We start from the raw sequence: 26289 nt of genomic DNA, 5'->3' as shown, positions 1-26289 counted from the left end.
ACAAACCCTCTGTTATTAACAAGTAAAGAAACACTGTTTTATAAGAGGTACGTCAAGAAACACTCAGCAGAATGTCAACAGAGCTAAAACTGTATCACTACTGATTATGATTGGGCTGGACTAGTCTATGAGATTTATTTTTAAGCCAAGCTCAAAAATAGTTCGTCATCCGTTAAATACTTATGACGGTGGCTTAGATTACGCACGTGCATAAACATAAAATCAGGGAAACCAGGCGCTATAATGTTATTTGGTTCCCAGCATACACCGCCAACAAACACATATCGCCCCTGCTTGTCATCTTCGTGAAGGGGGTTATTAAGAGGAGAAGAAAACTCTGCTCGGCAACCTTCAACCACACAAACAATTTGTCCTTTAAAAAGGCCAATCACGCGCTTTACAAGATTTGCCTTGATACCACACTTCCATGCTTGGCGAGTGGCCATCTCATAGCCATATTTTCGGATCGCTTTCTTTTGCAAATGTACTACTAGGTTCATTTTGACTCCTGATTCAAGCAACTACGTGAAGCCCAAAGTCATAAAAGCAGATAGACGTCTATACCCGAGTGAGCTCATGGTACGTGGGAATAAACTACGTGATTAGACTGAGTTTAGTGTCGGATGAGATACACCGTCCACGATGCTGTAACGTATCGATGTACACCAATCAAAGGCAGATAACACATCAACTTTTAAGTGCTTTCCTGCGCTGTATCTGGTTACTTCTGTATATTACTATAACGAAATCACCCTCCACGTTTACCTATATAAATTTGTCGTAACGATAGAGGGTGCTTATCATGGAGAGAGGATAACGCCTACGCGTCGATGAGATAATTTTGACCTTCAGTTTCTAAACGATCAATCATTTTACGACACTCATTTAAATCAAGAGGTTGTTCAAAGCGGCGCTTGAGATTCATCAAAAAGAAGATATCTTCACACATGGCTTTCTCAGGTTCGTCACTGATTTTGGCGACCGGTGAACCATTGCACGTGACCATTTTTATCACGATAGAAAGTGGCTGGTAGGCTTCACCATCTTTATTGACATAATCACCCATATCATTGGCAAGAAAAGTACCTATACCAAAACTCACCTGAATACGTCCTTGGAAATACTCGCAAATATCTAACGCTTGTTCGAAGTTAAGTCCGTCGGTAAACACCAGTGTTTTTGTTAATGGGTCTATATTCAGCGACTGGTAGTGTGCAATCATTTTTTCACCCCAGCTATAAGGGCAACCACTATCGTGACGTACACCGAAGTACGCGTTACTTAGTTCTTCATCAAAGTCTTTAAGGAAAGCATCGATACCAATCGTATCGGTTAACGCAATACCTAGTGCACCATTAAACATTTTTTGCCAACGTTGCAACGCCACTTTTTGCGAATCTCGCACATTCACCAGAGCTTGGTGTCCCATAAACCATTCATGAGCAACGGTGCCGATAGGCGTCAAGTTTAGCTCTTTTGCTAAGTGATAGTTGCTTGTTCCTGTCAAACATTCCGGCACTTCCTGGCACAAATATTCCAGCATAGTGCGCTGAGCTTGGAAGGAAAAACGTCGACGCGTCGACATGTCAGAAAATTTAAAGTTAGTGATGTTACGACGTTTTAGTTCCGACTTTAGGTGCCGAATTTTCTCTTCTAAAACAGTGGTAAATTGCGCAACAGGGATATCTGACCAACGCTGACGGCTACGAACTTCAGACACGATGCTCATGATGATCGTTTCGTACAAGATGGTATCTCGCCACAAGCCGTTAATGGTAATTCTTAACTGGCTTGAGCCATCAGCCATGGCTTTATTATGGAAAGAGACATCACTTTGTGGGTTGAAACGGAAATGGCGCAGTGCATCAACAAAGTCAGGATTCAGGTAAGGCGCGACACGCTTAATATATTCAATTTCTTCTTGCGTAAATTGAATATCTTGCAGTTTAAGGACTTCGGCTTTTACCTCGGGCAAAAGCTCAGAGAGGTCTTCCTCACTGCGCACGATAAACTTATATGACACCATCGCATCAGGGTAAAGCGCTGTTACAGCGCTCATCATATTGACTTTGTAGACATCGAAATCCAAAGCGCTTTGAATGATGCGGGAAGAAAATAGTTTGGTGGTCATTAGGTGCCCTTCTACATGCCCTTCCTGGGTATATAACTTTTTGTTACTAACTAATTTGCGTAAACAATAAACACCCATCTATAGTTTGTCAACTTTTGTTACTAACCACTCATTTTTATAAGGTTTTTTTGTCTAGAATTCGAGCAAGTATTGTGAATAAGTCAGAGTCATCCGTAAATTTATGCTCTAACCGTATTAAGAACACTACCGAAAACGTTTCTAACAACTCGTTACTTACCCATTGATTGACCACTTGTTATGCGCTAGATTACTTACAAATCAATATTAGGACCCAACCATGATCGTATCTGTCGACATTATTCCATTCAGGCTATCTGGCTGTGCCGATAAGGGATTGGAAGTGTTGTTGATTAAACGTTCAAATCCAAATCGGCCATACCATGGAGTCTGGGCACTACCGGGCGGATTTGTCTTTGATAAAGACTTAACCAGTGAAGGCGGACGCCCGGCCGATGAAAACTTTGAAGCGGCGCGTCGCCGAATTTGCCGTGAGAAAATCCATACCTACCCTCGCCATTTTAGCGAAGCGTTTATCGACGGTGATCCAAAGCGCGATCCAGAAGACTGGAGCTTAAACATTACGCACTACGCCTTAGTTGATCGTAACAATGTAGAGCAAATAAATAATGCAGGTGTACCGGAATGCCAACTTAAATGGTTTTCGCTACAGGCTATTCTCAATGGAGAAGAAACCCTCGCATTTGATCATCAAAAAACCATTGAAAAAGCGTGGCAAAAGCTTCGTGCATCCATTGAATACACATCGGTTCTTTTGTTTGCATTAGACAAAGAGTTTTTGGTTGCGGACATCATTTCTGCTTATCAAGAGTTTGGTATTGATATCAGCCGAATGACGATTAAGCGCCGCTTGATAGATTCGGGCGTACTAAAACCCACTAATAAAGTCGCTTCTACCAACAAAGGTAAAGGTGGAAAACCCGCAATGGTATATACGCTGACTAGCGACGAAGTAACCTTTTTTCAAAACTGTTTGCGTGGATAAACGCAGACAATCAGACAGACAAGGAGTCTGCCATGACTGTTCGAGTAAACTATCAAACTACAGCAGTGATCGACGTTGATCCAGAGAAAGGTTTTAGTGAGTTATGTCCAGATGAACTGCCCGTTGCAGGTGCGTTGGAAATCGTACCGGAGCTTTTGAACAATCATGCCAAAGGCCGATTAAAACTGGTCAGTCGTGACTTGCACCCACCGAAAGCAAAATGGGATGCAGAATCGCCAGCCAATATGCTTGAGCCCGTTGGTTTACCGAATGTGGATATAAAGTGGAACCGTCACTGTGTGCTTGGCACAACAGGTTCTGAGCTGCTAGATGGCTTACCACCCGTGTTGGACTACGATTTTCAAGTTAATAAAGGTATGGATCCTGACGCACACCCTTACGGTATTTTTTTCCATGATATTGCCGACACCAAAACGACAGGTGCGCATGAATTTCTAAAGTTCAACGGGATTGATACCTTAGTTATCGGTGGCCTTGCCTTAGACTTTTGCGTGAAAAAATCCGTCATGCAAGCGCTGGAACTTGGCTACAATGTGGTAGTTAATCTTGCTTCAACTCGTGCGGTGCTGCCTGATAATGTAGAGAATGTGCTGACAGAGCTCAGAGATAATGGCGCATTATTTGTCGAAAAAGCGGACGACATCATCGTAGAAAAGTTCGCCTAGAAACGATAGTAACCGAGAAGGATTTCACCATGCATCAACATGAAAAATTGAATTACGTTGAATTTGGTTCCACTAATGTCAGTGCGACTAAACAATTTTTTGAGCGTGCTTTTGACTGGAGCTTTACCGATTATGGTCCAGAATATTCTGCATTTTCAGGACAAGGGTTGGATGGCGGATTCTTCAAATCTGAGTTTATAAACCAAACCGCAAATGGTGGCGCACTTTTAGTATTTTATAGCTCAGACATTCAGGCCACTCAGACAAAAGTAGAGCAGCATGGTGGAAAAATTATCCGCCCTATTTTCGAATTCCCCGGCGGCTGTCGATTCCACTTCACTGAACCGAGTGGAAATGAATTCGCAGTATGGTCAGAGAGCCATTAAGTGATCACAAATCAACAACACACCATCAACGTGAGCCCAAGCTAGCCAGATCCGGAACTGGCATTACATTTCTGGTTGACCTCATCCTTGGTTTAATTCACTGTTAGCGCAACAATTAATCGATGAGGCGCTAGACCTCGACCAAGGATGTCAAATGACTGCCGTCAGTTTTTTTCGCTTACTCTGCCTTGCTGCTATTTGGGGTGGCTCGTTTCTGTTTATGCGAGTCGCCGCCAACACATTCGGGCCGGCTTACTTAATCGAATTTCGAGTTACATTTGCCGCCGTCGCTTTGTTATTGATCGCCGTATATTTGAAGAAGAAACTCACGTTAACTGCGCATACTAAACACTTCTTTATTATTGGCTTATTCAATAGCGCAGTTCCATTTTTACTCTTTGCGTACGCAGCCCAGACACTGAATGCATCAACTTTAGCAATATTGAACTCAACCGCCCCAATATGGGGAGCACTAGTTGGCTTTGTTTGGTACCGCAGCCCACTCACAGCGAAATCTGTTCTCGGTATGCTAATAGGCATTGGAGGCGTTGCAGTCTTGGTCGGCTTAGATACTTCAACCATAGGTGAAGAAGCCATGCTCCCTATTGCCGCCAGTTTGATGGCTTCTTTCAGCTATGGCATTGCTACCAACTACACTAAAAATGCGCCACAAGTACCAGCTTTTGACAATGCTCACGGCAGCATGTGGGCGGCGGTTATTTGGGTACTGCCGCTGCTACCATTCTTACCAATGCGTGCAGAACCAAGTCATTTCGAATGGAGCTCTGTTGTCACGCTCGGCGTTGTATGCACAGGGTTCGCTTATTTGCTCTATTTCCGCTTAGTTTCTGATATCGGCCCAGCGTCAGCACTGACTGTCACTTTTCTTGTTCCTGTTTTTGGTATCTTATGGGGCTACTTGGTGCTAGATGAGCCCGTCGGCTCTAACACCATCATAGGAACAATTCTAGTGCTTAGCGGCACTATGCTAGTCACCGGTTTCTCCCCAACAGCAATGCTCGCGAAGCGAAAACAAAGCGTTGCTTAATCAGCCTAATATAACTTCCACACCTCGCTTTTTGATTTGTTCAAGGTCGCTTTTCGGAGCGGCTTTGTCAGTCAGCAGCACTGATATTTCGTCAGTCTTACCAATTGATGAGGGATAAATTTGCCCAAATTTACTAGAATCCGTTAGAACAATATTGCGCCTTTTTTTCGCAATGATGGTTTCTGCGATCTCAGCACGCATCATGTCGCGGCTAGTAAAGCCAGTGTCTTGATGGAAGCCGTCAATACCCAAGAAGGCTGTGCTGAAATGAATGTTCTCAATACACAACTTAGTCAGCGGTCCGACCAAGCTCTCGCCTTGGTGCTGATACACGCCACCAAGCAAGATAATGTTGGCAGAAGTGTTACGGATGAGATGGGCGATATACGCCGATGGCGTAATGATGGTCACATCGCCGCGCTCAGCCAAAGTCCGAGCCAACAACGCATTGGCACTGCCCCCTTCAATCAGCACTGTCTCATTCGATGCGACCAAATCCGCAGCTTGGTTTGCGAGCGATTGTTTAATATCGAAACGAACTTCCAGGCGGGCATCAATGTCATCACTTTGCAACGCGGTAGCTGCGCCGTGAACGCGCTTTAGGTAGCCCTGTTGCTCCAGAAAGTTCAAATCCTGTCTGATGGTCACGCCCGACACGCCAATGATGTCAGAAAGCTCCGTGACTTGAACGCGTTTACGGTCGTTCACTAATTGCAGAATTTCATTTTGTCTTGGGTTCACAGATTCGCTCCTTATTGATGAGCTTACAGTATACTCACCTGATGTTTCATATGAAAAGAACTTGAAAGTAAAAAGGAAAAAGCACGTGGTCTGATTAGCCAAGCTGCACCTTGCGAATATCGCTCCCATCAACAGATAATAGGGCAACGAAAATGGGATGGAAGAAGAGGGGTTAGCTCCCTACATCCCAACAACGGTAAAGACTAGGATAAAAGTGATGGAAGAAATTTACTTCGCTGGCGGCTGCCTTTGGGGCGTGCAAGAATTTATGCGCCACCTTCCGGGCGTAATCAACACAGAAGCAGGGCGAGCAAATGGCACAACGGATAACACTCAATCCGAATACGATGGCTACGCAGAGTGCGTGAAAACCCAGTTCGACCCTGAGCAAGTTTCGGTTGAAACTTTAATGGGGTATTTGTTTGAGATAATCGACCCTTACAGCGTTAACAAGCAAGGTGAAGACGTAGGTAAGAAGTACCGTACTGGTGTTTATAGCCAAAACGAACAGCATCTCACCATCGCGAAAGCGTTTATCGCAGCGCGACCGGACGCCGACAAGATCGCCGTAGAAGTACTGCCACTTACAAATTATGTGCCAAGTGATGATGAGCACCAAGACAGACTCACAAACTTTCCGAATGATTACTGCCACATCCCATTAGATTTACTACATAAATACAGGGATAACTCGTAACCGTTCAGTCGGCATCGCTTTAAAAGGTAAGACGCACATCAGTTTAAATCGATGCCTTCCACTAATGACAATGTCATTTCTGCCGCCGATATTTCCTTACAACCCGACGAGTTTTGTCCGCACCACAACGGTGTGAATTCATCTCGGTTTTGCTTTTCCATAAGCGCTCTTAGTTGAGCCATTTCAATGGAGGCGTATGGGAATTTCGGCGCAAACTCACTGATGTAGCCTAGCTCCGACATCGCGCGATTCACAATGCCTCTCGCTGGTCGGCCCGAGAAAACATTGGTCACAGCGGTATGTTGCGCGCGTTCACTGGCAATGGCATATCGATGTAAAGACGATGTTTTCGCCTCATCACACAACAAATAGGCGCTGCCAACCTGCACGGCACTTGCTCCTAACTTTAGCGCGGCTTGTACACCGTTTCTATCGGCAATTCCTCCTGCTGCAATAACAGGCAAATTCACCCGTTTGGCGATTTGTGGTAATAACGCCATCAGACTTAATTGAGTAGTTAAATCATCCGATAAAAACATGCCTCGGTGTCCACCAGCCTCCAAGCCTTGAGCAATAATGCCGTCAACGCCTTTTGCTTCTAGCCAAAGTGCTTCGTCCACCGTAGTCGCTGACGAAAGGATCTTCCCTCCCCACCCTCTAATTCGAGCTAACAGATCATCGTCTGGCAAACCAAAGTGGAAACTGATCACTGGCGGTGCAAATGGTTCAATCGCGTCAGCAATATCATGATTGAAAGGCATCCTTGTCGGAGCGTTTGGCTGAGCCTGAACGGTTGCATCAACCTCGGAAAAATACGGTTGCAGCGTTTTTTGCCACTTTTCGTGCTTGTTGGCGTCATACTCCGGCATTTCATGGCAAAAGAAATTGAGGTTAAACGGTCGGTTAGTTGCCTGCTTGATAAGTTGAAGTTCTTTTACGATGGCGTCTTTGTTCAGCATTCCACAAGGTAACGAGCCAAGCCCGCCAACATTACTGACGGCTATGGTCATTTGGCTGTCTTGCACACCGGCCATTGGCGCTTGAATAATCGGTAACTCTGTTCCCAAAAGTGTATTAAATACCTTGTTTATCATGCTCTTTCCTTGAAAACTTAACCTTTACCTGTGATGGATCTGCGCCATCGTTATCCAGACTAGACTTTCACATGATTAACCGCTTATAAAGTTAAAGTGATGCATTTGTGCGCTATGCACTTTTGATAGAAATGACAAAGGGAGCCTATGGCTCCCTTAATATGCTGAATAACAAGAGTCAAAGTGACTATCGTACGACATCTGATTCAAGCTCTAGCTCTGCTACAGACAGCATGGCAAACTCTTCCTCGGCGGTTGCTGCCACCAGTTTGTTGCGGCTGTATAACCCATAATAAACACCACCGATAAGAAACAATCCCATTGTCATGAAAAAGGCTGAGGGATCAAAAGCATAAACACCTGTCATTGCGATCAAAGAAAGCACCAGAGAAATACTCGACGTAATTATCCCACCAGGCGTTTTATATGGACGAGTTAATTCCGGCTGTTTAATTCGCAATAAAATATGGCTCAAGGACATTAATGCGTACGATACAGTCGCACCGACAACAGCCATCGCCAAGATTAAGTCCCCCTCACCCGTAAGTGAAACCAAGAACCCAAAAAAGCCCGGAACCAAAAGCGCACGAGAAGGCACTTTTTTGTCACTGGTTAATGACAAAGTTTGCGGTAAATAACCCGCGCGGGAAAGCGCAAACACCAAGCGACTGTAACCATAAATGATTGAAAAGAAAGAAGCGATAAGGCCAGCCAATCCAAGTAAGTTCACGGCCATTGCTACCGTTGAATTGCCCGTAAGCTTTAGGGCGTCAACTAATGGCACCGCGCTATCGCCTATGACCTTTGAGCCAACCGCACCAGCCAAAAGGACGACTACGAGAGTTGCGGTTAGCAATAAAAACAGCATCGCACCAATGATGCCTTTGGGAACATCTTTTGCCGGATTTTTTGCCTCCTCTGCCGCTAAAGGCACACCTTCAACCGCAAGAAACAACCACATTGCAAATGGCAACGCAGCCCATACGCCATACCACCCAAACGGCAAGATTTCTGTTGCCTGAGCCGTCGCCGGAGCAATATCGAATAAGTTATTAACGTCAAAGTGACCAATAAGCACAGCAGCAGTAATGAGAATAGCTAGCACAGCCAAACCACTGATGACCATCATTACTTTGAGAGCTTCGCCAACCCCTGCCATATGAATAGCGATAAAGACGGCGTAGAAAAGTGCGTAAACAACAGGGCCATCGATACCAACCAATTCATTCACTGCTGAGCCAATAAAAATCACTATCGCAGCAGGCGCGAGCGCATATTCAATCAAAACTGATAAGCCAGTGAAAAAGCCACCTGTCGGCCCCATCGCCTGTCTTGCGAAGCTGTAACCACCACCCGCAGCAGGAATAGCCGCAGACATTTCAGCTAAAGACAATACTAGCGTGAAATACATTACTGCCATCGCGATAGCAGCAATAAGAAAGCCTCCCCATCCTGCTTGAGCGATGCCAAAGTTCCAACCGGCAAAGTCACCAGATATAACATACGAGACACCTAAGCCAGCAAGTAAAATCCAACCTGCGGTGCCTCTTTTTAGCTGCCTTTTGGCCAAGTACTCCTGATGTTTAGACATAGTAAATCCTTCTACTTTGATGAAATTAAAAAGTTGTCGCTGTGTTTATCTTCAACGCTTGCGCCACTTGGCTCATTGATATCTGAGCGATCTTTCAGATTCACTCCTGACAGTTGTAATTTTCGAGCTTCCTTGAGCAAGTAAAATGCGCGTTCACAGGCATCGTCATAGTTGAGCCCCTGAGGGCGCACATTGGAAATGCAGTTTCTTTGGGAATCTTTAGAGCCTCGTTTAGCCCCCCAAGTGAGATACATACCCATGCTATCCGGAGAAGTTAGACCGGGTCTCTCTCCAATTAAAACCAGCACGGCCTTGGCGTTAAAACATTCACCAACATCATCCCCTACCGCTACTCTTCCTTGCTTTACGATTGTGATAGGTGCGAATTTCCATTGATGTCCATCATCAGCGCTTAAAAGAGAAATCAATCGAGTAACAACAGGCACGGCATGGTTTTGAATTGCGACGGAAGAAAGTCCATCAGCAATAACAATCGCAAGATCAATGTCAGTGTTATGCTCATTTGCTATCAAGTTGAGCGTTTGCCAAGAAGATTCATCAAGCAGCCTTCCTAAATCGGGCCTTTGCAGGTACATAAGCCGGTCACTCACTTGACTGCTCACTACCACTGGAGGTTCTAAGGTATTTTCAAGAATCGAGTAAGAGTCCGACAAACCAGCAACGAGAGACTCAATATTCAAACTGCAATGCACTGCATCCATAGCTTGGGCGTGATCCAGCTGAAATGAGAGTAACTCGTTGGTTGGTACACTGTTCCCGCTGCGACCCAGAGCGATCCGAGCAGAGGTGAAGTCGCGTAACTTGCCCCAAGGGTTATGTGTGACAACTTCAGACTCATCTTGTGGGGACTGAGCAATGGTGATTACTTTACCCATGAGAATACCCCTTATTCAGTTGGTTAATTGCTCCCGAAAACGAGCGAGAGATTTGCTCACTTAACCGAACGTCTTGCACGCTCTCGAAAATCTGCATCTCCATTAACCATTGTTCAAACTCTGGTGCTGGCTTCAAACCGAGTACTTTTCTTGCGTAAAGGGCATCGTGAAATGAGGTAGTTTGATAGTTGAGCATGATGTCATCAGACCCTGGAATACCCATGATGAACGAGCACTCGGCCACACCTAATAGTGTCAGCAAGTTATCCATGTCATTCTGATCGGCATAGGCATGATTGGTGTAACAGATATCGCAACCCATAGGTAAACCAAGCAACTTCCCACAGAAATGATCTTCAAGCCCAGCACGAATGATCTGTTTGCCATCAAACAGATACTCAGGGCCAATAAACCCAACGACAGTATTAACCAACAAAGGATCGAACTGTTTCGCGACAGCATAAGCGCGGGCTTCACAAGTCTGCTGATCGACCCCATGAAACGCATTCGCAGACAGCGCTGTACCTTGTCCGGTCTCAAAATACATCACATTGTTTCCTACACTGCCTCGATTCAAAGACAACGCGGCTTCATGGGCCTCTTTCAAAATCGACAAGTCGATTCCGAAGGTATCATTCGTCCCTTGCGTGCCGCCTATCGACTGAAAAACGAGATCGACTGGTGCACCCATTTCAATGGCTTCGATCGTGTTCGTGACATGAGTTAACACACAAGACTGAGTCGGTATTTGATAGTGTTGAATCACCTCATCCATTAAGTTCATTAACTTAATAGCTTGAGGTACATTATCTGTTGCCGGATTGATACCGATAACCGCATCGCCATTTCCGTACATCAGACCATCAAAAATGGTCGCTGCGATACCGTTGAGAGAATCAGTGGGATGATTCGGCTGTAAGCGAGTAGACAGGCGACTCGGCAAACCAATCGTATTCCGAAAAGCCGTGACAACTTGGCATTTTTTAGCAACGAGAATCAAATCCTGGTTGCGCATAATCTTACTGACTGCGGCCACCATTTCTGGTGTTAAACCTTGACGAATTTTAGCCAACGTTTCACCATCGGCTTCTTCACTCAGCAGCCAATTTCGAAAATCTCCGACCGTCAAGTGCTCAATCGGCTTAAAGGCTTCAAGGTCGTGCGTATCGATAATTAGGCGAGTGATATCGTCGCTTTCGTATGGAATAACCGCCTCGTTAAGAAACGTTTTAAGTGGTAACTCAGACAGCGCCATTTGTGCGACTACACGTTCTGCCGCTGACTGAGCACAAACCCCGGCTAACGCATCGCCTGAGCGCTCCGGTGTCGCTTTCGCCATCAAGTCAGCTAATGACTTAAAGGTATAGACTTTACTTCCTTGTTGCCGACGATAAGTTGCCGTCATTGCTCTTCCTCTTCACTATTTGGTTCGCTTTTTGCTGAACTATCAATAAGCTTTAAGAAAGTATTGCCAAATGTGTTCCGTAGCGTTATCAAAAACTGGCAACATTTATAAACCAATAATAAACAATGAGTTATGTAAATACTGCTCCAACATGACTCACAAAAAAGGAATGAGCATCACAAGGATGAGTAACCAAATGCCCCAAACTGCACCAATGCTGTGCATCCATCACACTAAGGATGCAAACCAACAAGCTGCGAGTCTGATAAACTGGCAACAGGAATATGACCAACTCAGCGATGGTCGATTTTTAGGTCAAATTCGAGAACGACGATTTCCCAATTTCCATGTGTTTCGTGAAGACAGTAACCGCTCGCTAAGACAGCAATGCAGGGTTGAAGAGGGAGGTATTTGGTTGGGTTTGAGTGCGGAAAATAAGCCGCTACACCTAAATCACAGTCAGTTTAATTCAAGCCAACTTTTGCTTAGGCAAGGTGGCGCTGATTTTGAGTTAATGACACCGGAGCAGTTTTCTATCTATGGAATAGTGCTCGACAAAAACTTCGTTCACATCATAGAAAATCAACTTGAGCTTGGGAGTATCCAAAACAACACATTACACTTAACGGGTTTGACGGAAAAACACATTCAACAACTTAAATACTACTTAGGCACGTTACTTGGTTCCGCCGAGCCAAGATGGTCTGAAACCACACATCAAGCAATCTTAAAAGATATTGTGCTGGAGTTGTTCTCACTCAGTTCACTGCACACGAGCCATCCGATATCAATCTCTCATCGTCAACACGTGATGCACCGTATAAAACAACAGCTACAGGATCTAGACTACCGTACACCGATAACCGTCAGTGAACTGTGTGACGCAGTACACGTCAGTCGTCGCACACTACAGTACACCTTTGAACATTGCTGTAATACTTCCCCAAAGCAGTTCATACATCGAATGCGCCTGAATCAAGTACGTAGAGTGCTACAAAGCCCTGAAGATAATCGAACAATTGCAGAAATCGCTTTTGACTTTGGTTTTTTCCATCTCGGGCAGTTCAGTCAAAGCTACAAGCGGCTATTTGGTGAGACGCCAACTGAAACGAGAAAATGGGAGTCCAGCAAATAAAATGACAGGCAGTATATTCTTTCAGATCCTGCGTTGGGGCCATGTTATGCAGTCGCAATGATTTGCTGAAACTTAGCATGAAGCTCTTCAAGTGCCGCTTCAACATCCGGTTCTGCACGGCTCAAGTGCGAGATTAACGTCATAAAATAGCAGTCAAGAATCAGCGGTATTTTTCCCTCAAGGACGGAGCTTCCGTTTACAGATTGAAACAAAGCTTGGTTAAACGACTGATAATAATCCAAATCCCAAATCACCTCTTTCAACAAAGCTCGGCTCAGCTCAACGTTCGCAAAATAGTAGCGATAGTATTTCTCCGTCAGCGCCAAACCAATGTCGATATCGGTTTTACCTTCCACACTGACTAGCGTTTCTTGGCTGATCTGTTGCAGTTGCGCCAGCATCCCTTCGCGCAAAATCGACAGTTTAGTCGGGAAATGGCTAAACACTGTGCCATCGGCTACTCCTGCTTCTCTCGCTATCTGCCTTGTGGTCGTCATGTCATAGCCATTTTGAGCAAAAGATGCCCATGCGGCTTTTAGAATTTTATCTCTGGTTTGTTGTCGCTTCGTCATTGATGTGTCTGCTTAATGAGCCTGAAAGGATCATACCTTGCGTGGTTGAGATTGACAAATTGAGCGCGCTCATTTATAAAATTGAGCACGCTCATTTTATATAAAAACAAAAGGAATCACTCATGTACGTATTAAACAAACTAGGCCAAGGATTGATTTTCTTCCCGACCATCTTCTGCTTTTCGTATATTTTAAGACCGATATTAATGGTCATCCTTATTCCAGGAGGACTCGCACTTTTGGCGTTAATCGGTGGCGCAGAAGTCAGAGCAGAACTCAAAGCCATGCTGCTTGAGGAGTTTTTTGGCGTTAGCCCATCGCACACCACCTCGAAAAAGGCGTGAGTACGCTACAAACGTTGGCAAGGCTAAGTAAAAAAGAAAACGCGCAGATATCGAGATCTCAATACCTGCGCGTAGATGTGGTGAAAATAAGACTGGCGTTAGTCAGTATTCATGTTCTGACCAATTCGCCATAAAACGCCGCTAGGGTCAAACAAACAACATTCGCGCATGCCCCAAGGTTGCTCGACCAGCTCAGTCAAACGCGAACCAAATTCTTCATGACCCACTTTGGATAAGTGCTGATGCCAGCTTTCTGCGTCTTCTACGAGCAAGTGCATCATGAAGTTATTGCCGTGTTCTGGCTCATAAAAATTCTGTAAAAGAAACGCGCAGCTACCTTGAGAGAAGTATGCTACATCACCGAAGTCCGATGCCATTTCAAAGCCAATCGCCTCATAAAAGCGTTTTGATAGCGCGTAATCTTTCGCCGGAACAAATGATTTGATTTCAACAATATTGAGGTTTTCCATTTCCAATTTCCTAAGCCTTTTTCCATAAAACTGACTGACGTAATCTCGCTCTATGCCTTCTATTCGCCTTGCGTAATCTGCTGTGATGACAGTGGCACACACTCTGCCATTTGCGTTTGTAACCACGTGATAAATTTATGTTCGAGTTCTGTACGCTTTTTATCTTGACTCAATAAAACGTAATTGCAACTTGATGGAGAAAACCCAAATGGTGCGACCAAATTACCACGCTTAATATCGTCCATGACAAAAGGATACGATCCCATTGCGACGCCTAAGCCATCCACTGCGGCTTGTATGCAAAAATAAAAATGCGCGAATGATTGCTGAGTGTTGCCGTTGAAAGTTTCACAACGTGTTGATTGCTGCCAATCCGCCCAAGCATTCGGTCTGGTTTGGCTATTCAACAATCGAGCTGCTTTCAAATTGTCTTTAATGGATTGCCAATACTCAGGAGAAAATACCGGCCCCACCCACTCTTCCACAAGAATGGTTTTGTCGTAATCGTGATGCTGCGCAAAATCGTCTCGACGAATCGCCATCGAAAGCCCAGTTGCTCCTAATGTTACCGGGCCACCAGCCGTCGACAAACGAACATCAGCACGGTGTTCATCATTAAACGCGGCCAACCTTGGCATCAACCAGCGCATGGTTAATGTCGGTTCACAAGACACTTCAAGATGCTGATGCTTCTCTTGAATAAGCGTATTCACGCCTGTTTCTAGCGTTTGGAATGCCGTTTCTGTGTATGTCTTGAGTAATTCGCCTTCCGCCGTCAACACGACTTTCCTGCCCTCTTTGAAGAACAAAGGTTGAGACAGATATTGCTCAAGTTGCTTGATCTGCTTACTCACGGCTCCGTGGGTAATGTTTAGTTTGTCAGCCGCTTCAGTGTAGCTTGAAGAGCTCGCCGCAACGTGGAATACATAAAAAGATTTCAGGTGACGCATCTGTGAGTTTTTCTCACCAATATGGGAATATTTTTCGATTATAGTCAGTAATAAAGACGCCTACAATTCCGCTACATCCCAGACTTCATCATTCAAACAGGAAATCGATATGGAATTTGTAACTCTTGCGTTATTAGGTGTGCTTATTGTTATTAGCCCTGGCGCAGACTTTGTTTTGGTATTAAGAAATAGCTTAAATCAAGGACGAAAGGCAGGCGTGTACAGTGCGATTGGTATCAGCATGGCGATAAGCATCCACATCGCTTACTCCATGCTGGGGATCAGTTACTTAATTTCACAAAATGAATGGTTGTTTAATCTCGTGCGCTATCTTGGGGCCGCTTATCTTGTCTACCTTGGGATTAAAGGAATATTCTCCTCGCAACCTGCATCAAACTCAGAAACCGTTCAACAGAGCGAGTATTCAATGTGGCGATTTTTCATGCAGGGATTTCTGTGTAATTTACTCAATCCCAAGACGATGCTGTTTTTTCTGAGTATTTTTAGCCAAGTGATTTCTCCCGACTCTAGTCAGCAACACATCGCCTTGTTCTACGGGATTTATATGATTGCGCTGCATGGTATTTGGTTTTCTATCGTTGCTGTTTTATTCACGTCACCCCAGCTACAAGCTTTCTTGTTGAAGATTAAGCATCGACTCAATCAAGCATGTGGGGCGGGATTGATCATTTTCGGCGCAATGCTGGGCTTAAAGGTGTAGTACGCTTGCGGTCCGATTACCCCAGTTCAAATTGATCATTGAACAAGTGGCAGTAATCAAATAAAAATCAACATTATCAATACTTTAAATTAGAAAAAACAGCCAACGTGCGCTGGCTGTTTCGATACAGTTAATGGATGACCCGAGCGTCCCCTTTAAATAACTGAGACAGATCGATAGTGAATATCGTCACTGTCGGACGTTTAGGCAGAGCATTTTCGATTGAAAACTCTGGCCCAGCTGGAACGAGGGGGAAGTGAATAGCAGTCGGCCACGTTGACGAAGCTTCATTACCGCCCGGCTCAGATATTGAGAAAGAAAACGCAGGTAAACGGGTCATAACACTTACCTCAAATGACTGATTAGCGGGCTCAAGCGAGCCCGCTTAGGTTTTGCAATGTTATTGTTATTTTAACGCTTACTTAATCACTAACGATTGATGACGTTAGATATCAAGTTCTTTGTCTTCAACGTGGTTGGTGATCATCGCTTCAGTGGTGATCATCAAGCCAGCAACAGACGCTGCGAATTGAAGCGCTGAACGTGTTACTTTCGCAGGGTCCAAGATGCCCATTTCGATCATGTTGCCGTATTCACCTGTTGCAGCGTTGTAACCGTAATCGGCATCACCCGCTTTAACAGCGTTCGCCACAACAGAAGCTTCGTCACCTGCGTTAGTTGCGATTTGACGAAGAGGCTCTTCCATTGCACGTAGGGCAACTCGGATACCCACGTTTTGGTCATCGTTGTCGCCTTTTAGATCCGCCAATTCTTTCGCGATCTTAGTTAAAGCTACACCACCACCAGCAACAATACCTTCTTCAACCGCTGCGCGGGTAGCGTGTAGCGCATCGTCCACGCGGTCTTTCTTCTCTTTCATCTCAACTTCGGTTGCAGCGCCGATCTTGATCACCGCTACGCCGCCAGAAAGCTTCGCAACACGTTGTTGAAGCTTGTCTTTATCGTATTGAGAGGTGGTTGTTTCGATTTGTTTTTCAATCGAAGCCACACGATCAGCAATCGCACTTGCTTCTGCTGCACCACCCACAATGGTTGTTGTGTCTTTGGTGATGGTCACTTTCTTCGCACTACCTAGTTGCTCTAACGTTGCTTTTTCGAGCTCTAGGCCGATTTCTTCAGAGATGACCGTACCAGCAGTTAGTACCGCAATGTCTTCCATCATCGCTTTACGGTTGTCACCAAAGCCAGGCGCTTTCACCGCGGTCGCACGCACGATGCCGCGCATGTTGTTCACAACCAATGTCGCTAGCGCTTCACCTTCGATGTCTTCAGCAATGATCAATAGCGAGCGAGAAGATTTCGCCACTTCTTCTAGTACAGGCAATATCTCGCGGATGCTGCTGACTTTTTTGTCCACCAATAGGATGTAAGGGTTGTCTAGCTCTACGCTGCCATTTTCTTGGTTAGTGATGAAGTATGGCGACAAGTAACCGCGGTCAAATTGCATACCTTCAACCACAGACAATTCGTTGTTTAGACCTTGGCCTTCTTCAACCGTAATCACGCCATTGCGACCCACTTTCTCCATCGCTTCTGCAATGATTTCACCGATCGCGCGATCGCTGTTTGCAGAAATGCTACCCACTTGGGTGATGGATTCCTTGTCGCTGCATGGCTTAGACATTTCACGTAGTTTCTCAACCGCCGCTTCAGTGGCTTTGTCGATACCACGTTTTAGGTCCATTGGGTTCATGCCAGAGGCTACCGCTTTAAGACCTTCATTGATGAAAGATTGCGCCAGTACGGTAGCGGTCGTTGTACCGTCCCCCGCTTCATCATTCGCTTTGGACGCCACTTGTTTCACCATTTGTGCGCCCATGTTTTCGAACTTATCTTTCAGTTCGATTTCTTTCGCTACAGACACGCCATCTTTGGTGATGGTTGGCGCGCCGTAAGATTTATCAAGCACAACGTTGCGGCCTTTCGGGCCTAGTGTCACTTTTACTGCGTCCGCCAGTAAGTTCACACCTTTCAGCATTTTTTGACGTGCGTCATTAGCAAATAATACGTCTTTTGCAGCCATGGTTATCTCCTCAAAAAACTACTACAAAAATAATTACTCAACGATTGCTAACACATCAGATTCGGACAGAATTAAGTATTCTGCGCCGTCAATTTTCTCGGTTTTCACGCCGTAACCGTCATTGAAAATGATTTGGTCGCCCACTTTGACTTCCATCGCAGCGCGTTCGCCATTTTCAAGACGTTTACCTAAACCAACAGCAATGACTTTCCCGCGGTTTGATTTTTTCACCGACTGAGAAGTTAAAACGATTCCCCCTTCAGATTTATTTTCCACCTCTTGTCTTTCAACAATTAGCTTGTCATTTAAAGGACGAATTTTCATTTTTAAGTGCCTCCTACTTGGAACCAAAAATAAAAGACAAAATAAACATCAAGATGGATTTGCGAGTCGACAGCTCGCTTTCGATGAAAATAATAAGGTCGAAAAATTAGAGTTCAAGAGGTGAATTTGATAAAAATTTTTTATTAAATTAAATAAAATTTTCTATCGAATTATCGCATTCACAACCACTTAGCATCTCTTTATGATGGAAAATGTGCTCAATCAAATCTAGAGTGGTTACGTACTCTTAAAAAGGATAATCAAACAATGAAAAAGGCCGTATCTCTATTTCTTGCAACGTTATGCGTTGGCTTCCTCTCACCCAACGTGTCAGCTTCTGAACGCGCTGAACAAGGTTGGCAATTGATTGACGAGGGCGCGATGATTGTCGATGTGCGCACGCCGCAAGAGTTTTCTGAAGGGCATTTGGATAATGCCGTCAACTTCCCTTTATCTGAACTTGATAAACATTTTCAAGACGTCGATAAAGATCAAGCTATCGTGTTGTACTGTCGCAGTGGTAACCGCTCTGGCAAAGCGTATCAATACTTACAATCGCAAGGCTTTACGAATCTGCACAATGCAGGTGGCTTTGAAGAACTACAAGACGCCAAATAGTCGTCTCCGTTCTAATATACAAAGTAAAAGCACAGAGCGCGTCGCAAGCGTATTGTAACGCGCTCTGTTTCTAAATACTTATCTACAACAACTCTATTTTGGCCCTGCATCAAATTGAGTCAGGTTATCCGATATCTCGAGCCACGGCGCTTTCGACGCGACAAAAATATGGAAATCAGGCTTGTGAGAAGGTGTGTCATCCAAGATACCAAGGCGAATATTGACGATCCCATTGTTCTTTTTCGAATACAGGCTCGATCCGCAGTGGCGACAAAAGCATAGCATGGTATTTTCGCTTTTCTGATAAGTTTGAATATCTTCTTTCCCTTGGATAATAAGCAGTTTATCCAACGCAATACCACCGGCAGATGAATAGTCAGAACCTGTGAACTTGCGGCATTCAGAGCAATGGCAATTTCCCATGTATTTGAATTCATCTGCCACTTCCAACTTTACCTTGCCGCACAGACATGAGCCTTTTAGTACTTCCATTTGAATTCCTTTTTGTTATGAATCTAATTGAATTAGATGGCTATCTCGACACCATGCCATTGCAATACGAAAAATTAAAGACAGGCAATACAGGTTTTCAAAAATGAAACGAAAATGTAAAACATTCCATTCAGAGGGAAGTGCGCTCGACACGTGAAAAATCGAGCTATTTTAGATACAAAAACACCAAGCAATAACGCTTGGTGTTTCCCTCACAGAATGTCGCCTCAGAAAAGGCGCTTTCCGCTGTGCTTAAAAAATGCAGTGTTTAGTAAAGCTGGTCGCTTCGTTTGCAGTCCAGTCACCTTTCGGCTTATCTTTCAGGTTTTCACACCATTGCTCGCTGCCGACACCATCTTGCAGAACACAATGCTTTGCAAAGTCTACCGCGTTGTCTGCTGTCCATTCTGTTTTTGGCTTATCGCGCATGTCGTTACACCAGCCTTCAGTGCCCACTTCATCACTACAAGCGGTCAAAGCAGAAGCCGCCAACATCAGCATGACTAGTTTTTTCATAAATTTAAGGTTCCAGTTGCAAACAATAGTAAAATTAAACTCAATCTCTTCAACACATGCCCATTCAAGTGTCTGAATAAAGGCGTCACTAGCTGAAGTGACTTTTGTATCAACTATAACGAAATTATCAGTCTACGTGTTAAGACACCGAAAAATTATTGAGCGACACTGTGTAAAGCGCGCCATTCTAAAAGCTATAGGCAGCGCGCTTTTGTTAGCTCACCAACCTTAAAAGAGCCAGTACCAAAGCACGCTAAACGCAGCTCTAATGCCATTTGTTCAAAGTGATCGACGACAGATTGCGTGCTGATCGTCGCAGCTTTTAATACTGCACCTGCTTGCCCAATGAGATTAGCACCCAGATGAATGGCTTTCGCCGCTTCAAGCCCATTACGAACACCTCCCGAGGCGATCAAGGGTAATGTAGGATGCAGTGCGCGGATTTGAGCCAAACATGTTGCTGTAGGGACACCCCAATCGCGGAAAAGCTCGGCTGCACGCTGCATTTTCGGATTATCTTGGCAATACCCTTCAACCGCACTCCAGCTTGTGCCACCCGCGCCCGCAACGTCAATTGCATCCACACCAGCATCAATTAATCGCTGCGCAACGTGTCCGCTAATACCAAAACCGACTTCTTTGATAATGATAGGAACCTTCACGCGAGATTTAAGCATCTCAATTGCCTGGAAAACACCAACCCAATTGTGGTCGCCATTTTTCTGAAACGCTTCCTGCATTGGATTAACGTGCACAAACAAGGCATCGGCTTGAATCGCCTCAACCGCACGTTGCGCATTATCGAGTTTACCTTTATCGAGCAATTGAGCGGCTCCAAGATTGGAATACAACGGTACTTCTTTCGCCAACTCACGAATGGTTTTACCCAAGCCCGAATGCTGACTTTCTTCTAAGCTAATCCGTTGCGAGCCCACACCCATGGCAATACCTAATTCACTTGCTGCTTCAGCTAGACGACAATTGATCGTTTCTGCGTCTTTTGCTCCGCCAGTCATCGAGCTAATCAAAAACGGTAGCGCTAATTGATGACCAAGAAACTCTGTCGATAAATCGATCGCGTGAAAGTCACATTCTGGCAGCGCACAGTGTTCAAACTCGACAGACTCAAAACCCGCCGTTTTATGCTTCATGCTCATATCATGATGTAAAACAGCATCTAGGTGTAAATCTTTTCGGTTAGTTTGCGGAGCCATAATGTCACCCTAAAGTAAAACAGTCGCGCAGTATTGCGATCCTTATCAGTAACGTCAATGCGAATTTTGTGAATTTGCCGGATTACTTTTCCGAAACGAGTAATGAATCTCGACTGCCCCTGACATTATAAGAAAAGAAACTCGCTTTCCGTTTTAAACAAGCCGGCAAGTTTCTCTTCAAATTGAGATAATCAGCGTACGATACCCATGATGAAAATGGATCACATTGCTCTGTAGTTTACTTTACGCTGTCCGACAGAATTAGCGACACAACATTGCTTGTCGTCGTTGGTTCAAACTGTTCGGGATCATCACAGAATTGAATTTTTCCTTTTTCTTCTACATGGAACAGCGGTACAACTGAACTACCTTTGTGATGCGCTAAATAGTCTTGATACGTGAAGTTATCGCTCAATTTCGTGTGTTTAACCTCGGCACCACGACTTAACATACTGGCTAGCTGGGTATAGCTTACATTGCCGCCCATCAGCAATTTACCATGGTACTCCTGAGCCACGGAGTGCTTCTCGCTGCCATTGCCGTTGGTTTTCACTTTTTGTAAGCAGTGAACTTTATCTTCCCCAAACTCGTCGACGAATTGCATGCAAGCCATAATGTTGAAATGCTGATCGGGCGTTAATGCAACCACTTGTCCTATTCCTATCAAGTTCAAGTTGTCGTCCGCGTGACTAGAAATAGGGTTGCCGTAATAGTAATCCAGTCCCAACATACGAACCTGACTGATGTACTCCCAGTTTGAGTCAGTCATTAATACGCGACGGTCATAACGCGACAACGCCTGCCCTATTTCTCTTGCTACTCGGTTAGCACCAATCAACAAGAAGCCGCGTGGTGCTGGCTCTGCGACGCCCAACGTCAGCGCTACAGGACGTGCCGTCGCACTTTGTAACACGACCGTTCCTATAATCACCATGAAGGTCATAGGGACCAGTAAAATCGCTTCATCAATGCCGTATTCGGTCAATTTGATCGCGAAAAGAGACGAAATCGAAGCAGCAACAATACCGCGCGGTGCAACCCAAGACAAAAACAGCTTATCTTTGAGACGCAAGTTGCTGCGGAAGGTTGAAAGAAAAATCGATAACGGACGCGACACTAACTGCATAAATACAAACAACAATAACGCACCGCTACCTAGCGCAGCAAAATCATCCAGACTGATTCGAGCCGCAAGGAAGATGAACAATCCGGTGATCAGTAAAATGGTTAAATGCTCTTTAAAGTGCAGAATTTGCTGAATATTGATGTCTTTAGCGTTTGCGAGCCACATACCCATTACGGTGACGGTTAGTAACCCAGCTTCAGACTCAATGTGGTTAGAGACCGAAAATACACCTAGAACCACCATCAAAACCGCAAATGGCTGCAAATATTCCGGTAGCCAAGAGCGACGCATGATCGTCGCAACTGCATAGCCTGAGGCCGCACCTAGCATGACGCCGACAGCAATGATCGTCCCAAACACTTCGACGCTATTTATCGCGCTGTGAGATACGATAAACTCGTAAACCATCACAACAAAAAGCGCACCGAGCGGGTCAATCAAAATCCCTTCCCATCGCAAAATGTTAGCAAGCGTACTGTTAGGTCTTACGGTTCGTAGAAGTGGCACGATGACCGTCGGCCCTGTTACTACGGTTAAGCTGCCGAACAACATGGCAAGCTCCCAAGTAAAGCCGAGGAAATAGTGTGTTGCGATACTGGTCGCTGCCCACGAAATGATCGCCCCGATGGAAACAATGCTCCATACCGAACCACTCACACCACGAATTTCTTTAAAGTTTAAGGTCAAACTGCCTTCAAATAAAATCACTGCCACCGCTAAAGAAACCAACGGAAAGAGCAAATTACCTAATATCTCATCAGGATTTAACCACTGCATAAATGGCCCGACGATCAGCCCTGCCAACAACAAAAATAAAATCGCTGGCAAACGCAATCGCCAAGCTAACCATTGGCAACCTAAACCAATAACCCCAACCGCTGACAGCACCAGCGCTTCATTACCCACTTGCATCAATAATTACCTGTTTTTGTCTTTTTTCGCGTGAATGCGCTATACCCGAATACATTCAGCCTTACGGTCAAATAGAAACAACCGAACGTGCAAATCAAACGACTGACCTTCGATGACATCGCTATGAAACGCACATGTTTGAAGTCATTTGGCGATCGCATCAGAATTATGAATATAGTTGACCCCCAATGACTTAACGACTCATTTTTGTTCATCAGGTCTTAAAGTGGCACACAAGTGTGCGACTTTGTCGAATTCATCATTACGCATTGAGTTTCATTATGTAGAATGATTTCTAAAGAAAGCGCGGAACCTAGCACTATATGAGGCTAAGGCATAGAGCATGAACTAAGCTTTAGCGTAAGTGCTCAAAGTTAAGAATCGTGGGTCACGCGACGTACGCAAGGAGAAATGGATTGTACGTAATACTAGCACTGTTCATGGCGTGTCTCGCCATCCTCATCGGAGTGAAAGCCGCCAACCGAGCTGCACTTTTAGAAAAAGAACTAGCCAAACTTCGTGAGGAAGTCACATCACTACGAGCCAGTGTCCATGGGGGCTCAAACCCACAAGCGCACCAACAATCCAGCATCGAAAAAGACACACCATCTGTAGCGACGTCACCTCACATAGAATCACCACAGAAAAATGTCTCATCCTCTGGGGAACATGATCCAGCTGCCAACCTAGACTTGGACCAGAGCGCTGCGAATCAAGGGTACGCCCAGACAAGAGAAGTGCAACTGGATGTTTTTAGTCAAGAAAATGAGTCATTCCTTCAGAGTAAAGTTCAGAGCCTGCTTAGCAACATTCAAGAAAATTGGTTGGTTTGGGTAGGCGCATTGGCCATGCTGATCGGTGGAGGTTATCTCGTACAGGTGATTGGTAGTCACATCCAGTTTTCGCCATTTATGCGAGTGTCCTTTGCCTTTGTGATCTCATTACTTATGGTGCTTGTTGGCGAGTGGTTTCACCGTAAAGAACAACAGAATCCGCAACGGGCAGCACGAGCCCAAGGCTTTACGTATGTTCCTGCTGCTGTTACCGGTACGGGATTAACGGGCATTTACTGCACCGTCATTTTTGCCTTTGTGGTTTATCAAATGCTAACGCCGAGTATCTCGTTGTTCATCTTGGCTTCAGCGGCATTTTTCAGTTTAGCATTATCATTGCGACAAGGGCCGTTAATGGCCGTGCTTGGCTTAATTGGTGGCTACACAGCACCACTGTGGATTGGGGGTAATGAACCCAACTACTTTTTGTTAGCCGGATACATCTGCGCAATTTCGTTCGCGGCGACCTTATTGATGCAAAAAGTGCGTAGGTCATGGATTACGCCAAGTATCGCGATTCCACATGTCATTTGGATGTTGCTGTTGATTGAGAGTACACCAACAGAACTGTTGTTCTCGTGGCTCGCGATTTATCTCTCCATCACTTTGTATCTCATTTTCGCGGTTCCGAGAATGGGTTGGATGCTCAATCCTCGCTTTCGTCACTATCAAAGCAAGTGGACAAACTCGCCGACCGCTACCGCTCTCGCAACTGCTTTATTGACCTTTTCTGCCGTCACCAGAATGCCGGATCTGAACACTCTACAAATGGCGTACTGTTATACGCTGCTTGTTGCGATCATCTGGCTACCAGCACTTCGTACAGGCTGGTCATTACGTGTATTTTTGCCATCCATTCTCGTCTCAGCAACCGCGCTGATTGTTCTTACCATCGCTTTTAATGCGCTGTATATGTTAGAGCGAGAAGCTAGCATCCTATTCGCATTGGCGGTGAGTATTGCGCTGATCTGCTATCGAACATATTGCCAATCACTTAGTGACCGTTCGCAACTCAGTGGGCTGCTTCTGCTGGTACTGGCTCCCGTGATGAGCTTAATTACGTTGTTTTATATTGACGAATTTATGCAAGGCTACCTGTGGTATTGGACTGCATTCTGCGCATTGATGGCCACTTACTACGTTGTGCTTGGTCAGCGTGCACGTTCGTTGGCATTAGAATGCTCTGCCGTTATGCATGCTTTAATCGTAGGTATCGCTTTTGTTTGGTTGAGCGATACTTGGTTAACAACAGCAATCTCAATACAAGTTGCGATAATGGCCTTACAGGCTCAAGTCGGGTTATTTCGACCTGCGAGTTGGGCGATTAAAGTGGCAATGGGAATACTGGTTATCCGACTCACGCTGCTACCTTTCATACCCGAATGGCAACCGGTAGAAGCTGGGCATTGGGCTTGGGTTCTGGTGAGTTATCTGCCTTCTCTCTTCATCTTGTCTTATGCTCGTTCAACACTAAAACAAGTGGACCGAGAACTGACCAACTGGTTTGAAGGGGCGTTTTTACATGTATTCTTAATGGCATTGTTCACCCAAACTAACTACTGGTTAACGGGGCAATATGGTTACTTGGGGAACATCGACTTCACAAGTGCGGCAGTCTTTGCCAATCAAGCATTAGTTATGGGTTTGGTATACAGCTACCGCAGCCAATTTGCGCAACGCTTAAGCCGTATCTACGAAATCTATAGTTACTTGCTTTGGTGCGCGTTCGCTATATTGATTATTTTGCTTAATACGGCAGAATCGCCGTTGGTGACTGATAACGTCTCGGCACAAGCACTTCCCATCTTTAACATGCTGAGTATCGGCTGGCTGTTACCAGCTTGCATCCTGCTTATCGCAACCTTTAAACGCTGGAATACGTTGCAAGTTCATCGATTTGCGATTGCTAGTCTAGGCTTTTTACTTGCAGCCATTTGGTTGGGGATGTCTATCCGTCAATTCTGGCAAACCACATCGATGATGCTGTATCAGCCAACCAGCATGGCAGAGTTGTTCAGTTATTCAGTGGCTGGCTTGCTCGTAGGTGGATTGCTGACTTGGCGCGGCGTGACCCAACAGGGGCTGATGATGCAGCGTGTCGGTCTAGTGGTCCTTGCCGGTGTCGCACTGAAAGTATTCTTATGGGATGTGAGCTCTCTGGATGGGTTCTGGCGAGCAATAAGCTTCTTAGGCTTAGGTGCATCTTTGATAGCACTTGGATGGCTATTCCAGAAATTGAATCGTTCGGTGGCAAAAGCACTCGAGCCCTAGACGAGTCAAAGAGAGATTCCCGACAGTGCGCTGTTTTCGTTATTGGGG

The 26289-nt window shown here is 45.2% G+C and carries 27 protein-coding genes; 10 read left to right on the top strand and 17 right to left on the bottom strand.

Going from position 1 to position 26289, the window contains the following annotated elements; genetic code table 11:
• Positions 1–140 precede the first annotated feature (140 nt).
• A complete protein-coding gene (locus R7Z47_RS04790; protein ID WP_005373947.1) occupies positions 141–500 on the bottom strand; it encodes a hypothetical protein in 360 nt (119 codons plus the stop codon).
• Between the two features lie 320 nt (positions 501–820).
• Positions 821–2131 carry a nicotinate phosphoribosyltransferase gene (gene pncB / locus R7Z47_RS04785; RefSeq protein ID WP_047102848.1) on the bottom strand — a complete coding sequence of 437 codons (1311 nt, stop codon included), beginning with the start codon at positions 2129–2131 and terminating at the stop codon, positions 821–823.
• Positions 2132–2429: 298 nt separating this feature from the next.
• On the opposite strand from pncB, the gene R7Z47_RS04780 reads away from it, so the two are divergent.
• The 4 genes from R7Z47_RS04780 (at position 2430) to R7Z47_RS04765 (ending at position 5275) form a co-directional block, all read left to right on the top strand.
• Complete coding sequence (locus tag R7Z47_RS04780; RefSeq protein WP_005373953.1) at positions 2430–3155, top strand: NUDIX domain-containing protein; 726 nt, start codon at positions 2430–2432, stop codon at positions 3153–3155.
• A gap of 32 nt (positions 3156–3187) precedes the next feature.
• Positions 3188–3841, top strand: coding sequence for an isochorismatase family protein (locus tag R7Z47_RS04775; protein ID WP_005389657.1), 654 nt, complete (start codon positions 3188–3190; stop codon positions 3839–3841).
• Positions 3842–3870: 29 nt separating this feature from the next.
• The gene (locus R7Z47_RS04770; protein ID WP_042523322.1) at positions 3871–4227 is read left to right on the top strand and encodes a VOC family protein; all 357 of its coding nucleotides are present in this window, start codon (positions 3871–3873) and stop codon (positions 4225–4227) included.
• 154 nt (positions 4228–4381) lie between these two features.
• Positions 4382–5275, top strand: coding sequence for a DMT family transporter (locus R7Z47_RS04765; RefSeq protein WP_064354514.1), 894 nt, complete (start codon positions 4382–4384; stop codon positions 5273–5275).
• On the opposite strand, the gene R7Z47_RS04760 is transcribed toward R7Z47_RS04765, so the two are convergent.
• Positions 5276–6016: a DNA-binding transcriptional regulator YciT gene (locus R7Z47_RS04760; RefSeq protein ID WP_054865466.1), complete on the bottom strand. Its 741-nt coding sequence runs from the start codon at positions 6014–6016 to the stop codon at positions 5276–5278.
• A 217-nt stretch (positions 6017–6233) separates the two neighbouring features.
• Here R7Z47_RS04760 and R7Z47_RS04755 point away from each other — a divergent pair, with 217 nt between their 5' ends.
• A complete protein-coding gene (locus tag R7Z47_RS04755; protein ID WP_017635126.1) occupies positions 6234–6713 on the top strand; it encodes a peptide-methionine (S)-S-oxide reductase in 480 nt (159 codons plus the stop codon).
• A 38-nt stretch (positions 6714–6751) separates the two neighbouring features.
• Here the strand turns inward: R7Z47_RS04755 and R7Z47_RS04750 are convergent, their stop codons facing one another.
• The 4 genes from R7Z47_RS04750 to R7Z47_RS04735 form a co-directional block, all read right to left on the bottom strand.
• A complete protein-coding gene (locus tag R7Z47_RS04750; RefSeq protein ID WP_137282828.1) occupies positions 6752–7807 on the bottom strand; it encodes an NAD(P)H-dependent flavin oxidoreductase in 1056 nt (351 codons plus the stop codon).
• 187 nt (positions 7808–7994) lie between these two features.
• The gene (gene eat, locus R7Z47_RS04745; protein WP_167415743.1) at positions 7995–9398 is read right to left on the bottom strand and encodes an ethanolamine permease; all 1404 of its coding nucleotides are present in this window, start codon (positions 9396–9398) and stop codon (positions 7995–7997) included.
• An 11-nt stretch (positions 9399–9409) separates the two neighbouring features.
• On the bottom strand, positions 9410–10294 hold the full coding sequence (eutC, locus tag R7Z47_RS04740; RefSeq protein ID WP_167415744.1) for an ethanolamine ammonia-lyase subunit EutC: 885 nt from the start codon (positions 10292–10294) through the stop codon (positions 9410–9412).
• Entirely contained in the window at positions 10287–11699 is a 1413-nt protein-coding gene (locus R7Z47_RS04735; RefSeq protein ID WP_005388715.1) for an ethanolamine ammonia-lyase subunit EutB, read from the bottom strand. Before R7Z47_RS04735 ends, eutC begins: the two co-directional genes overlap by 8 nt.
• Before the next feature lie 184 nt (positions 11700–11883).
• Here R7Z47_RS04735 and R7Z47_RS04730 point away from each other — a divergent pair, with 184 nt between their 5' ends.
• Positions 11884–12834: a helix-turn-helix domain-containing protein gene (locus tag R7Z47_RS04730; protein ID WP_044129538.1), complete on the top strand. Its 951-nt coding sequence runs from the start codon at positions 11884–11886 to the stop codon at positions 12832–12834.
• A 44-nt stretch (positions 12835–12878) separates the two neighbouring features.
• Here R7Z47_RS04730 and R7Z47_RS04725 read toward each other — a convergent pair whose 3' ends face one another.
• Entirely contained in the window at positions 12879–13406 is a 528-nt protein-coding gene (locus tag R7Z47_RS04725; RefSeq protein ID WP_167415745.1) for a TetR/AcrR family transcriptional regulator, read from the bottom strand.
• Positions 13407–13528: 122 nt separating this feature from the next.
• On the opposite strand from R7Z47_RS04725, the gene R7Z47_RS04720 reads away from it, so the two are divergent.
• A complete protein-coding gene (locus R7Z47_RS04720) occupies positions 13529–13750 on the top strand; it encodes a hypothetical protein (RefSeq protein ID WP_017635120.1) in 222 nt (73 codons plus the stop codon).
• Positions 13751–13848: 98 nt separating this feature from the next.
• Here the strand turns inward: R7Z47_RS04720 and R7Z47_RS04715 are convergent, their stop codons facing one another.
• Both R7Z47_RS04715 and R7Z47_RS04710 read right to left on the bottom strand, forming a co-directional pair.
• A complete protein-coding gene (locus tag R7Z47_RS04715; RefSeq protein ID WP_005373979.1) occupies positions 13849–14220 on the bottom strand; it encodes a VOC family protein in 372 nt (123 codons plus the stop codon).
• Positions 14221–14279: 59 nt separating this feature from the next.
• On the bottom strand, positions 14280–15170 hold the full coding sequence (locus tag R7Z47_RS04710) for a LysR family transcriptional regulator (protein ID WP_167415746.1): 891 nt from the start codon (positions 15168–15170) through the stop codon (positions 14280–14282).
• A gap of 109 nt (positions 15171–15279) precedes the next feature.
• Here R7Z47_RS04710 and R7Z47_RS04705 point away from each other — a divergent pair, with 109 nt between their 5' ends.
• Positions 15280–15891 (top strand): LysE family translocator, encoded by a 612-nt coding sequence (locus tag R7Z47_RS04705; protein WP_005388704.1) that lies wholly within the window; start codon positions 15280–15282, stop codon positions 15889–15891.
• A 130-nt stretch (positions 15892–16021) separates the two neighbouring features.
• Here the strand turns inward: R7Z47_RS04705 and R7Z47_RS04700 are convergent, their stop codons facing one another.
• From R7Z47_RS04700 to R7Z47_RS04690, 3 genes are all read right to left on the bottom strand, one after another.
• Positions 16022–16231: a hypothetical protein gene (locus R7Z47_RS04700; protein ID WP_005373984.1), complete on the bottom strand. Its 210-nt coding sequence runs from the start codon at positions 16229–16231 to the stop codon at positions 16022–16024.
• Positions 16232–16336: 105 nt separating this feature from the next.
• Positions 16337–17935 carry a chaperonin GroEL gene (groL, locus tag R7Z47_RS04695; RefSeq protein ID WP_213893573.1) on the bottom strand — a complete coding sequence of 533 codons (1599 nt, stop codon included), beginning with the start codon at positions 17933–17935 and terminating at the stop codon, positions 16337–16339.
• Positions 17936–17968: 33 nt separating this feature from the next.
• A complete protein-coding gene (locus tag R7Z47_RS04690) occupies positions 17969–18259 on the bottom strand; it encodes a co-chaperone GroES (RefSeq protein ID WP_005373989.1) in 291 nt (96 codons plus the stop codon).
• A 267-nt stretch (positions 18260–18526) separates the two neighbouring features.
• Here R7Z47_RS04690 and R7Z47_RS04685 point away from each other — a divergent pair, with 267 nt between their 5' ends.
• Positions 18527–18877: a rhodanese-like domain-containing protein gene (locus R7Z47_RS04685; RefSeq protein WP_025768015.1), complete on the top strand. Its 351-nt coding sequence runs from the start codon at positions 18527–18529 to the stop codon at positions 18875–18877.
• Positions 18878–18970: 93 nt separating this feature from the next.
• Here the strand turns inward: R7Z47_RS04685 and R7Z47_RS04680 are convergent, their stop codons facing one another.
• The 4 genes from R7Z47_RS04680 to R7Z47_RS04665 all read right to left on the bottom strand — a co-directional run bounded on the left by R7Z47_RS04680 (position 18971) and on the right by R7Z47_RS04665 (position 23137).
• Positions 18971–19369 carry a GFA family protein gene (locus R7Z47_RS04680; protein ID WP_005388696.1) on the bottom strand — a complete coding sequence of 133 codons (399 nt, stop codon included), beginning with the start codon at positions 19367–19369 and terminating at the stop codon, positions 18971–18973.
• A 252-nt stretch (positions 19370–19621) separates the two neighbouring features.
• Entirely contained in the window at positions 19622–19885 is a 264-nt protein-coding gene (locus R7Z47_RS04675) for a DUF3012 domain-containing protein (RefSeq protein WP_005373992.1), read from the bottom strand.
• A 194-nt stretch (positions 19886–20079) separates the two neighbouring features.
• The gene (gene fni / locus R7Z47_RS04670; protein WP_225496508.1) at positions 20080–21099 is read right to left on the bottom strand and encodes a type 2 isopentenyl-diphosphate Delta-isomerase; all 1020 of its coding nucleotides are present in this window, start codon (positions 21097–21099) and stop codon (positions 20080–20082) included.
• Positions 21100–21337: 238 nt separating this feature from the next.
• Positions 21338–23137, bottom strand: a complete 1800-nt coding sequence (locus R7Z47_RS04665; RefSeq protein ID WP_318129856.1) for a sodium:proton antiporter — start codon at positions 23135–23137, stop codon at positions 21338–21340.
• A gap of 440 nt (positions 23138–23577) precedes the next feature.
• Here R7Z47_RS04665 and R7Z47_RS04660 point away from each other — a divergent pair, with 440 nt between their 5' ends.
• Positions 23578–26241, top strand: a complete 2664-nt coding sequence (locus R7Z47_RS04660; RefSeq protein WP_411913052.1) for a DUF2339 domain-containing protein — start codon at positions 23578–23580, stop codon at positions 26239–26241.
• The last annotated feature ends 48 nt before the right edge of the window (positions 26242–26289 follow it).

Source organism: Vibrio sp. 1641 (assembly GCF_033339995.1).
GTDB classification, from domain to species: domain Bacteria; phylum Pseudomonadota; class Gammaproteobacteria; order Enterobacterales; family Vibrionaceae; genus Vibrio; species Vibrio alginolyticus.
The sequence above is the reverse complement of the archived record's forward strand: the minus strand, read 5'-3'. Positions and strand labels throughout refer to the sequence as shown.